This window comes from Rhodoblastus sphagnicola (assembly GCF_002937075.1).
Taxonomy (GTDB): Bacteria; Pseudomonadota; Alphaproteobacteria; order Rhizobiales; family Beijerinckiaceae; genus Rhodoblastus; species Rhodoblastus sphagnicola.
Genome location: NZ_NHSJ01000124.1, coordinates 1 through 7318, shown reverse-complemented (window position 1 = coordinate 7318; position 7318 = coordinate 1). Strand labels below are relative to the sequence as shown.

Sequence of the window (7318 nt, the reverse complement as noted above, 5' to 3'; positions counted from 1 at the left end):
GCAAAATCTCAAGCAGCGACACCGCCATCCGACAACCTCCGATTCGGGTTGTCGTTGATAGATTCACACATTTTCGCCCGCGGGAATCCTAAAGCTCCCTCAAAGTCTAGAGAACTGAACAGCCCTGGCCTATGCCTCCAGCCGCGCCGGTCACCAGCGCGACCTTCCCTGTCAAGTCAACCATGAACGCGACCTCCCTGGATCAGCAGGCTTTGCTGCCTTTTTTCAATTATTCCGGCGGGTTCCCGATAAAAATTCCACGCCGACAGTCTCCTCTTCTCGCCTCCATCCTCCAGACGCCTGACCGGCGCGACGAGGTTGCTTTCGGGAATGACAAGGAGGCCAGGCGAACAAGAGTGTTTCTGTCGGCTGGCCCCAGTTCGGGCCTTCCATCCTCGAGTTGCGGCTGGGAGGCGCCGGGAAGGCCCTAAGCAGGAAGTTCCTTCAAACCTGAGATCGAAGGTCGCCGCGAACCCCGCAACAGGACGCGCGGGTTCAGTTCGGAAACTTCAGTTGATTGCTGTCCTCACGCACAGTTCATAAGGTCCATCGATAGGGCAGGTGCCAGGAACGGCCAACTATCTTCGGATAGGGACATGCTCATCTTTCGATAGGCGGGTTGCGCGGGTTTTTGCTGACTTGATGTGCTTCGGCTTTTTGATCCGGGATTCAGAATGAGCGCGGCCTGCATTCCCTATGACGTTTACTGGTCGACTCCCTTCTCCAAATGGTAGATGTCGCTGGCGCATCTTCACAGTTTGCGGCTGGCGGCGCAGACCGCGAAAACTATCCTTGCGGCGAAGACATTTCCCCTCGACGCGATCGATCTCGGCATTCTCGGCACGACCAATCCGCAGCTCAGCAGCTTTTACGGGCTTCCCTGGGTGACCGGAATGATCGGGCTCGAAGGCGTCACCGGAACGACCGTGCAGCAGGCCTGCGCCACCAGCGCCCGGGCGCTTCAGATAGCGATGCTGGAGCTCGCGGGGGGAACGGCGCGGTGCGCGCTGGTCATCGCCGCGGATCGCTGTTCCAACGGGGCGGCGCTCTGCTACCCCGACGCAACGGCGTCCCGCGGGCGCGGCCAGACCGAAGCCTGGGTGCTCGACAATTTCGGCAACGATCCGCACGCACGCAACGCCATGCTGGACACTGCCGAAAACGCCGCGCATCGCCGGAATCGGAACCTCGGAACAGCACGAGACCGTCTTGCTGCGCCATGCGCAGTACCAGGACGCGCTGGCCGAGGACCGGCGCTTCCCGCGCCGCTCCACGGTCGGCTTTCCCATCACCGACGCCTTGCGCGCCACGCGAAATCTCCCCGGTCGCCTGGTTTTGCTCGACGACGGCCTGTGAAATGGCCTGGGTGGGTTCGTCGACGCTGTTCATGGCGATGGCGATCGCACGAATATGCTTCACCGTATTCGCGGTCTCGGAGCGCATGTTTTCGATATGGGCCGTCACGTCCTCGGTGGCGCGCTGCGTCTAGTCGGCCAGCGCCTTCACCTCGGAAGCGACGACAGCGAAGCCTTTGCCGGCCTCGCCAGCGCGCGCTGCCTCGATGGTTGCGTTCAAGGCGAGAAGATTGGTCTTCTGGGCGATCGAATGGATCAGCAGGACGACCGAGCCGATCTTGTCCGCAGCCCCGCTGAGGCGCTCGACCTGACCGACGCTGACATTGGCGCGCGCGGCGGCGTGATAGACAGCCTGTGTCGTCCCGGCGATTTTGGTCGCCATTTCGGTGAGGGATGCGGCGATCTGATCGGAAGCCGCGGCGACAGAACGCACCATCTTCTCGGAATTGGCGGAGGCGTTTGAGGCGGCTGTGGCCAAAGATCCAAAGATGACGTGCGGCGGGCGATCTGGGAAGCAATCGAAGCTTCATCGTGCGACGGCTGACCACGGCAAAGCGCATGGTCGCGACTGTTCGCCGTCAGCGTGAGTGGGACAAAAACGGGTTCATTGAGAACGGAGGGTTTCTGGGTCATCGTAGCTGACAAGGAGCGAAGATGAGACAGAAACCCGGACCTGCGAGAGTGGCTTCGGACGCAAAGCCGCCGGCTGAAAAGTTCTGAAGGACATTCGCCGCGCGACCTGTCGGCATTTTTCGGCCGAGGAGAAGATCCGCGTCGTGCTTGAGGGCTTGCGCGGCGAGGAGAGCATCGCCACCTCGATGTATTACGGCTGGTCCAAGGACTTTCTTGAGGCTGGCAAGCGCAGGCTGACGGGCGATACGGCCCGCTCGGCCAACACCGAGGAGGTCAAGGCGCTCAAGCGCGAGGCGCAGGCGCTGAAGGAAGCGGTCGCCGACCTGACGCTGGAAAACCGCCTGCTTAAAAAAAGCGTGATCGCGGATGGGCAAATCAGTCTGGAAGACTTGGACCGGGAGGACGAGGCATGAGATATTCGTCCTCTGAAAAGGCCGAGATCATCCGCCTGGTCGAGGACTCGCACCTGCCGGCGAAGAAGCCTCGCCTCCTGTCGGACAACGGCGCGTCCTACATCGCCGAGGAACTGGCGCAATATCTGGAAACGCAGGGCATGAGCCACGTGCGCGGCGCGCCCTATCATCCTCAAACACAGGGCAAAATCGAGCGCTGGCATCAGACGCTGAAGAACCGCATCCTGCTTGAAAACTATTATCTGCCAGGAGAACTGGCGGGCGAGATCGCGGCCTTCGTCGAGCGTTACAACAACGACCGCTATCACGAAAGCCTCGACAATCTCACGCCGGCTGACGTCTATCTCAGCCGGGGCGACGCCATTTTAAGCGAACGAGAAAGGATCAAACGCCAGACCATCGAAACTCGCCGCTTGCAGCATCACGCGCAAGCCGCATAACATGACCCAGATGAGCCAGATCCCCCGTTCCTGAAAAGCTCAGTTTGTCCCATTTCTTCTGACGACGGACATATAGATATCGCTGCATCACCCATGTTTTGCCCCGACGTTGGCGGATCCCCGCCGCCACCGCTCAGCGCCAATTGACGGAGATCTAGCCATGAAATCGTTGCTGCAGACTTCGCCCATGCGCCAGGAGCCCGGGCCTGACGCGGCTGTTTCCGGGCCTTTAGCTGTCCAAGAGACTCCCGCGCCATATGCGAATTCCAAAGCTGAAGGATGATTCATAAAATACGATCAACTCACTAGCCCTTCAATCGCTTCGGGAAAGAACTTCAGATGGCACAGTTTGCCGGAAAGACGGCGCTCGTCACCGGAGCCAACAAGGGCATCGGCTTGGAGATCGCCCGCCAACTCGGCAAGGCGGGACTGAACGTCATAGTGGCGGCTCGTGACGTGGAGCGCGGCGCGATTGCCACCCGCGTTCTTCAGGACGAGGCGATCACGGCGCGGTTTCTGCGCATCGACCTGACCGACCCCACATCCGCGGCAGCCGCCGCCGCCGATATCCGTGACCGCGAAGGAGCGTTGACGATCCTGGTCAACAACGCGGGCATCACCGATCCTCGGGACGGGCCACCCAGCTCGGCCAGCCTTGACGCCGTCAGGCGTATCGTCGACACCAACTTCTTCGGCACGCTGGCCGTCACGCAAGCCATGCTGCCGCTGCTGAAGACGTCTGCGCCGGCACGGATCGTCAATCTCTCCAGCGGCCTCGGATCTCTCGCACTCCACGGCGATCCGGACTGGGCATACGCCCCCTACAAGCTCATCGGCTATTGTGCCTCCAAAGCGGCGGTGAACATGTTGACGGTGCAGCTGGCCGCAGAGCTGCGCGACACCGGCATCAAGGTCAATTCCGCCGACCCCGGTTTCACGGCGACCGACCTAAACGGTCACAGAGGCCGCCAGACGATCCCTGAAGGAGCCGCAGAGGCCGTGCGCTTGGCCCTTCTCGACGACGACGGTCCGACGGGGGGATTCTTCGCCACCGAAGGCCGCGAACCCTGGTGAACGGAGAGGGCCGGCACGCGGTCGTTCGGAGCATCGCCCGACGGCGGCCCGCGCCGCGGCCGTCTCACCCCAGGCGATGAGGACTCAGTCCGGGGCCGCCGCGAACGGGTGGGCGGCGATGCGCATCGGCGGTTCGGCCAGAAATCCGAGGATCTCGTCGCGGAGTTCATCCGCGCGCGCTGGTCTCTTAGCCGACCTTGGCCGCATCGGATCTGAACACTTCGATGTTGCAGACCACGTCGGGATCGCCGTCCTCGCGAAGAGTGATGAAACGGTCGGAGGCGCGGGACTTCGCCATGCCTCTCGTGGCCAGTTCAAACAGTCTGTCGCCGGCTCCGGGCTTGGCGCGCATCCTGATGATGTAGGCGGGTTGGGCCTGCAGGGGCATGCTGTCGCCTTCAGGTTGAATCGAACCGTCGTTCCAGATGCGGAACAGGTCGGAAGTCGGTCACGCAAAGTCGGTGGACCGCGAGACCGCTTCCCATTCCGCGATCTCCGCCCTCATCGCCGCGATCTTGGTCTCGACGAGCCCGAGGGCGTCGGCGCCGAGATAGAGCCGCACCGGCGGGTTGTCGGATTCAACCAGTTTCAACAGCGCCTCGGCCGCCTTGGCCGGATCGCCGGGCTGCCTTCCGCTCTTCGCCTGACGGGTCGCGCGGATGGGGTCCATCACGGCATCATAGTCGGCGATGCTGCGGTCCGTGCGGACCATCGACCGGCCGGCCCAATCCGTGCGGAACTGCCCGGGCGCAAGCGCCGTCACATGAATGCCGAGAGTCTTCACTTCCTTGCCCAGCGCCTCGGAGATGCCTTCGAGGGCAAACTTGCTGCCGCAATAATAGGTGATCCCCGGCATGGTGATGAAGCCGCCCATGGAGGTGACGTTGACGATATGGCCCGAGCGGCGCTGCCGCATGCCCGGCAAAACGGCTTTCATCATCGCGACGGCGCCGAAGACGTTGACATCGAACTGCCGCCGGATGTCGTCGAGGGGCGATTCCTCCATGATGCCTTCATGGCCGTAACCGGCATTGTTGACCAGCACGTCAATCGGCCCGACGTCGCGTTCGGCCTTGGCGACCGCATCGGGAATCGCGCCGAAGTCCGTCACGTCGATCACGATGGCATGGGCGCGCTCCGGCGCCAAGGCCGAGAAGTCCGTCGCCGCCTCGCCATTGCGGACTGTGCCGATGACATGGTGTCCAGCCGCCAAAGCGCCCGTGGCAAAGGCCTTGCCGAGACCCGAACTGACACCGGTGATCAGGAAGATTTTCTGGTTGCTCATCTGCTGTTCCTTGCCGATTGAGGTCGCCGGCGGCGGATCGGCCGACAGCGAATCTATATCATGATATTTTATTTATATCATGATATAGATTTTCAGCAGTCAGATTCGAGGGACGGACGCATGACCGATGGCCCATCGTCGTCGCCACTCCGGGAGCGGAACCGGCAAACGGCCCGAGATGTCGTGCTGGACGCCGCCGAGCGGCTTCTCCAGGCGAGCCCCAGCGCCGACTTTTCGATGCGGGCGCTGGCGACGGAAGCCGGGGTCGGATTTGCAACGCCGTTCAACCATTTCGGCAGCAAGAACGCGATCATGCAGGCCCTGTCGTCGCGGGTGATCAAACGCATGGCGACGCGCTTCCGGGAGCAGCGCCCGCAGGGCGACGCCGTCGATCGCGTGCTCGCGATGGGGAGGATCAGTGTCGGCGTTCTCTTGGAGAAGCCGGACGTCTCCAAGTCGGTCGTGGGATCGCTTGGCGTGGCCGGCCCGAGCCCGAGTGCGGTCCTGCCCCAATCCGAGGCGCTCTGGTCTCTGGCGCTCGGCGACCTCTCCACGCTGTCCTCGGACGCGCCGATCGCACTGCGCGCGGTCCTGCCGCAACAGCTCGCCTTCACCTTTCGCGGCTGCGTGTCCTTCTGGATCGCCGGTGAACTGACCGACGAGGCCATGGTAACGGCCTTTCAAACCGGCGCCCTGGCTATCCTTCTCGGCTTTGTGAATCCGACCCGGCGGGCGGCGCTGATGGCCCAAATGAGTCCGCTGCCGATACCGTGAGAGCGCAAGAGGAGGTGGCGCGAGACTGTATCCTGTGCCTCTTTCATCGAGAGTTGGTGGCCGAAAACGGCCGAAGCGCGCTGTTCATGGAAGGACTGGCGCAGAGTCTGGCGACAGGCCGCGCGGGCTGTCTTCGAAAATCCGTTCCCGGCGAGAATGCCAAGAGGGCGCTGACGACAGACTGGAGCCGTCTCCTCGGCTAAAGCTGTGCCCTCATCAGACGGTTCGCTAGGCCTTCGGCGAACTCCTTGTCGACGGGCAAGCCGACGAGCGAGCGCAAATGCAAAGGCGCCAGCAGATGATCGACAATATCGTCAACTGAAGGTGTGCTTTCTCCGCGCGCCCTGCTGCGCTCGGGGTGAACGTGGGGTCCGTTCTTCGCCTCTTCGGCAGTCATGGCGCCTCCTTGATTCGGCTGCCGGAAAAAGACATGACGCGGCGACCCAGCCTCGAAGCTAACGGCTCGGGCTCGGTTTGACATCGGTTTTTCGGATGGGGGCATCATGAAACGCTTATGCAAGATCGACGTCCAATAGCATGAATCCCCACCGCTTCAGGGGGATCGTCGCGATTCGACGGCGAGGGCGTCAACGTGACCCCCAGCGGAAATTCTCTCTCAACGCCGCGATCTTTACGCTTTCCTTATTCGCCGGCATCGGCTTCCGCATCGAACCCTTACGCCTTTTGGCGCCATCACTCGCTCCCGTGATCCCCAAACGGAGCGAAACCATGTCGGATGCTCTCTTTCTTGTTTTTGGCCTCGCCCTGATCGGCGTCATGGCGGCTTATATCCATGCGCTAACCCGCGCTTGACGGAGGCGGCCATGTTCGAACCGCTCGCCGGTCTCGTCGTCGCGCTTTCCCTCGGCGCCTATCTCGTCATCACGTTGCTCAAGCCCGAAAAATTCTAGACGGGAGGAGTTTTACCTATGATTCTTGCAGAATGGCTGCAAATCCGGCTGGTCCTCTGGCTCGCGCTGATCGCGGTCCGACCGCTCGGCCTTCACATGGCCGCCGTATTCGAGCGGCGGCTCACACTCCCTCTGCTTGGGCCGCTGGAGCGCGGCTTTTATCGCCTCGCTGGCGTCGCACCGGAGAAGGAACAGGGCTGGCTGAACGCCGCTCTTTTCGGCGCCGTCGCTCTCGCAACTCTTGGAGCCTGCGCTCTGGGAGTTACCCCGGCGCGCGCGGAGAACGTGACCAATCAATGCGCCGCCAGATACCAGGTCGACAAGGCCGCCAACCAGCTCGGCGGCCAGAGTTATTTTCAGTACTATTCCAAATGCTCGGCGGAGGTAAAGGCCCGCAACGCCGCTGCCACCGCCCCGGTCGCCGAGGTCCCCG

General features: G+C 62.3%; 11 protein-coding genes and 1 pseudogene. 7 read left to right on the top strand and 5 right to left on the bottom strand.

Annotated features, from left to right (window positions below):
* Window positions 1–578: 578 nt before the first annotated feature.
* Window positions 579–1172 (bottom strand): hypothetical protein, encoded by a 594-nt coding sequence (locus CCR94_RS24725; protein WP_146090118.1) that lies wholly within the window; start codon window positions 1170–1172, stop codon window positions 579–581.
* Between the two features lie 37 nt (window positions 1173–1209).
* Between CCR94_RS24725 and CCR94_RS25270 the strand changes: the two genes are divergently transcribed.
* Window positions 1210–1356: a hypothetical protein gene (locus CCR94_RS25270; RefSeq protein ID WP_158254851.1), complete on the top strand. Its 147-nt coding sequence runs from the start codon at window positions 1210–1212 to the stop codon at window positions 1354–1356.
* A 129-nt stretch (window positions 1357–1485) separates the two neighbouring features.
* Here the strand turns inward: CCR94_RS25270 and CCR94_RS26415 are convergent, their stop codons facing one another.
* Complete coding sequence (locus tag CCR94_RS26415) at window positions 1486–1788, bottom strand: methyl-accepting chemotaxis protein (protein WP_275112830.1); 303 nt, start codon at window positions 1786–1788, stop codon at window positions 1486–1488.
* Between the two features lie 221 nt (window positions 1789–2009).
* On the opposite strand from CCR94_RS26415, the pseudogene CCR94_RS20215 reads away from it, so the two are divergent.
* Together CCR94_RS20215 and CCR94_RS20210 are read left to right on the top strand one after the other, a co-directional pair.
* Window positions 2010–2841 (top strand): annotated as a pseudogene (locus tag CCR94_RS20215) (transposase).
* A gap of 339 nt (window positions 2842–3180) precedes the next feature.
* Window positions 3181–3915: an SDR family oxidoreductase gene (locus tag CCR94_RS20210; RefSeq protein WP_104509630.1), complete on the top strand. Its 735-nt coding sequence runs from the start codon at window positions 3181–3183 to the stop codon at window positions 3913–3915.
* Between the two features lie 187 nt (window positions 3916–4102).
* Here CCR94_RS20210 and CCR94_RS20205 read toward each other — a convergent pair whose 3' ends face one another.
* Complete coding sequence (locus tag CCR94_RS20205; RefSeq protein ID WP_104509629.1) at window positions 4103–4303, bottom strand: putative quinol monooxygenase; 201 nt, start codon at window positions 4301–4303, stop codon at window positions 4103–4105.
* 60 nt (window positions 4304–4363) lie between these two features.
* Window positions 4364–5200, bottom strand: a complete 837-nt coding sequence (locus CCR94_RS20200) for an oxidoreductase (RefSeq protein WP_104509628.1) — start codon at window positions 5198–5200, stop codon at window positions 4364–4366.
* A gap of 183 nt (window positions 5201–5383) precedes the next feature.
* Here CCR94_RS20200 and CCR94_RS20195 point away from each other — a divergent pair, with 183 nt between their 5' ends.
* Window positions 5384–5974 carry a TetR/AcrR family transcriptional regulator gene (locus CCR94_RS20195; RefSeq protein WP_206605874.1) on the top strand — a complete coding sequence of 197 codons (591 nt, stop codon included), beginning with the start codon at window positions 5384–5386 and terminating at the stop codon, window positions 5972–5974.
* 199 nt (window positions 5975–6173) lie between these two features.
* Here CCR94_RS20195 and CCR94_RS20190 read toward each other — a convergent pair whose 3' ends face one another.
* The gene (locus tag CCR94_RS20190; RefSeq protein WP_146090117.1) at window positions 6174–6371 is read right to left on the bottom strand and encodes a TetR family transcriptional regulator C-terminal domain-containing protein; all 198 of its coding nucleotides are present in this window, start codon (window positions 6369–6371) and stop codon (window positions 6174–6176) included.
* Between the two features lie 140 nt (window positions 6372–6511).
* Between CCR94_RS20190 and CCR94_RS20185 the strand changes: the two genes are divergently transcribed.
* The 3 genes from CCR94_RS20185 to CCR94_RS20175 form a co-directional block, all read left to right on the top strand.
* On the top strand, window positions 6512–6787 hold the full coding sequence (locus CCR94_RS20185) for a hypothetical protein (protein ID WP_104509625.1): 276 nt from the start codon (window positions 6512–6514) through the stop codon (window positions 6785–6787).
* Window positions 6784–6885 carry a K(+)-transporting ATPase subunit F gene (gene kdpF, locus CCR94_RS20180; protein WP_146090116.1) on the top strand — a complete coding sequence of 34 codons (102 nt, stop codon included), beginning with the start codon at window positions 6784–6786 and terminating at the stop codon, window positions 6883–6885. Before CCR94_RS20185 ends, kdpF begins: the two co-directional genes overlap by 4 nt.
* Before the next feature lie 18 nt (window positions 6886–6903).
* Window positions 6904–7318, top strand: a 415-nt coding sequence (locus tag CCR94_RS20175; protein ID WP_193938450.1) for a potassium-transporting ATPase subunit KdpA, incomplete at its 3' end; no start/stop codon positions are given.

Coding starts and splice junctions, on each gene's coding strand:
- CCR94_RS24725 (WP_146090118.1), bottom strand. CDS start 1,172: ATGCGCGGCGTTTTCGGCAGTGTCCAGCATGGCGTTGCGTGCGTGCGG.
- CCR94_RS20210 (WP_104509630.1), top strand. CDS start 3,181: ATGGCACAGTTTGCCGGAAAGACGGCGCTCGTCACCGGAGCCAACAAG.
- CCR94_RS20205 (WP_104509629.1), bottom strand. CDS start 4,303: ATGCCCCTGCAGGCCCAACCCGCCTACATCATCAGGATGCGCGCCAAG.
- CCR94_RS20200 (WP_104509628.1), bottom strand. CDS start 5,200: ATGAGCAACCAGAAAATCTTCCTGATCACCGGTGTCAGTTCGGGTCTC.
- CCR94_RS20190 (WP_146090117.1), bottom strand. CDS start 6,371: ATGACTGCCGAAGAGGCGAAGAACGGACCCCACGTTCACCCCGAGCGC.
- CCR94_RS20185 (WP_104509625.1), top strand. CDS start 6,512: ATGAATCCCCACCGCTTCAGGGGGATCGTCGCGATTCGACGGCGAGGG.